Source organism: Lentilactobacillus hilgardii DSM 20176 = ATCC 8290, assembly GCF_000159315.1.
GTDB classification, from domain to species: Bacteria; Bacillota; Bacilli; order Lactobacillales; family Lactobacillaceae; genus Lentilactobacillus; species Lentilactobacillus hilgardii.
The window spans coordinates 1-1,989 of sequence record NZ_GG670000.1; the positions used below are offsets into that span (position 1 = coordinate 1).

Below are 1,989 nucleotides of genomic sequence, written 5' to 3' on the forward strand. Positions count from 1 at the left end.
AGTGACCTTTATCGAAACGTATATTATAAGGTCTATCATGAAATGACGGAAAAGGAACGTCAGTTTGTGCAAGCAATGGTAAAGGTGGGGCATCCCAAGGTGAAAGCACAGGAGATCGGTCATCAAATGGGGCAGAAGCCGGGTTATATTTCTGTTTATCGGCGCAAGCTAATTGATGATCAGATTATTATGCCGGCTAGTTATGGCTATGTGCAATTTATGTTGCCATTTTTTTACCGGTTTGTTGAGGAACAAATCATGTTTGATGAATTTTAAGATTCTCGGTATCTTACTGCTAAATCGACTTACTAAAAGCAATCGTGTTAAGTCAACTACTCGTTTTGTTAGCCAGTGAGCATTCGTAATGGTTGTTTGTGTTATCCTAAAATTGTTAATTAGGAGAGTGGAAGCAATTCCCTCAACAACAAAGCCCCTCAATTTGCTTTGTTGCAGATGGGTGCTTTTTGTCTTCCCTAAATTTAAGGAGGATGATCTTTTATTAGGAGTCAGATAATAAGACGATTAAGGAAAATTGCGTTAATTGTGACATTAGGTGGATTACTTTTCGGTGTTGATACTGGGGTGATCAATGGGGCGATCCCATATATGGCCTCACCGCAACAACTTGATCTAACCCCTGCGGAAGAGGGATTAGTTACTTCAGGGATTACGTTAGGTGCAGCGCTCGGTGCCCTAGCTACCGGTAAATTAGCAGATCGGTATGGGCGTAAACACCTTTTGATTGGACTAGCAGTACTATTCTTCGCTGGAACTCTTTGTTGCTCAATGGCACCCAATGCAATTTTAATGATTATTTTTCGCTTTTTACTTGGCTTAGCGGTTGGCGGTGCATCGGTAATTGTGCCTGCCTACTTAGCTGAAATTGCGACGGCTTCAACACGTGGTCGATTAGTTACTCAAAATGAACTAATGATTACTGGTGGTCAGCTACTCGCCTTTACCGTCAATGCCTTATTAGGCTCATGCTTTCCGCAGGTCGGCAATATTTGGCGGTATATGATTGCATTTGGGATGATTCCGTCAATTATGCTCTTTATTGGTATGTGGCGGGTACCGGAATCGCCCCGCTGGCTGGTCATGAAGGGCAAACAAAAGTCGGCATTAGAAGTATTGCAACGGATTCGGTCCAGCCATCAACAAAGCTTGCAGGAAATTCAAAGTGTTGATAGCGTCATGAAACGGAATAAAGATATTAAACGCGCCCATTTTCGTGACTTATCCCATCCTTGGATGCGCAACTTAGTACTGATTGGGATCGGACTAGGAATTGTGCAACAGTTTGTTGGAATTAACATCATGATGTATTATGGTACCAGCATTTTAATGAAGGTTGGTTTTGGCCATCGAGCAGCCTTGATTGCTAATATTGGTAATGGATTAACCTCGTTTATTGCTACGGCGGTCGGAATGCAGTTGATGTATACCGTTACCCGGCGACGGATGTTACTAACCGGAATTATCGGAACTGGTAGTTCAATGGCGATGTTGACGTTGGCAATTATTTGGTTAAAGGGAACCATCGTCTTACCATACGTAGTTATTTCGATGACGATGTGTTTTCTTGCCTTCTTCCAGTCTTGTGTCTCACCGACTACCTGGGTGTTACTCTCAGAAATCTTCCCGCAAAGCTTACGGGGCCTTGGCATGGGGATTTCGACATTTTGTCTCTGGCTTGCTAACTTTATGGTTGGGTTCACCTTCCCAATTATGATGGCTCACTGGGGTGGTGTTGGAACGTTTGCCTTCTTTATTACCTGCAACATTCTCTCATTGTTCTTTGCTTATAGCTTCGTTCCAGAAACTCAGGGAAAGACCCTCGAGCAAATTCAAATTGAACTACGGCAACGGACAACGATTAAGCGGCATCATCACCACCACCCGATGAATAGCTATGGTAATAATTAGCAGAATAACTAAAATTAGAAAAGTACGAAAATTTTCTGGAACCTGTAATATTTAGTATCCAAT

2 protein-coding genes are annotated in these 1,989 nt (G+C 42.5%); both read left to right on the plus strand.

The window, feature by feature from the left end; translation table 11 throughout:
- A partial coding sequence (locus HMPREF0519_RS12505; RefSeq protein WP_003636727.1) for a DUF8462 domain-containing protein occupies positions 1–276 on the plus strand: 276 nt, incomplete at its 5' end.
- A gap of 267 nt (positions 277–543) precedes the next feature.
- Positions 544–1,926 carry a sugar porter family MFS transporter gene (locus HMPREF0519_RS12510; RefSeq protein WP_003636729.1) on the plus strand — a complete coding sequence of 461 codons (1,383 nt, stop codon included), beginning with the start codon at positions 544–546 and terminating at the stop codon, positions 1,924–1,926.
- Positions 1,927–1,989 lie beyond the last annotated feature (63 nt).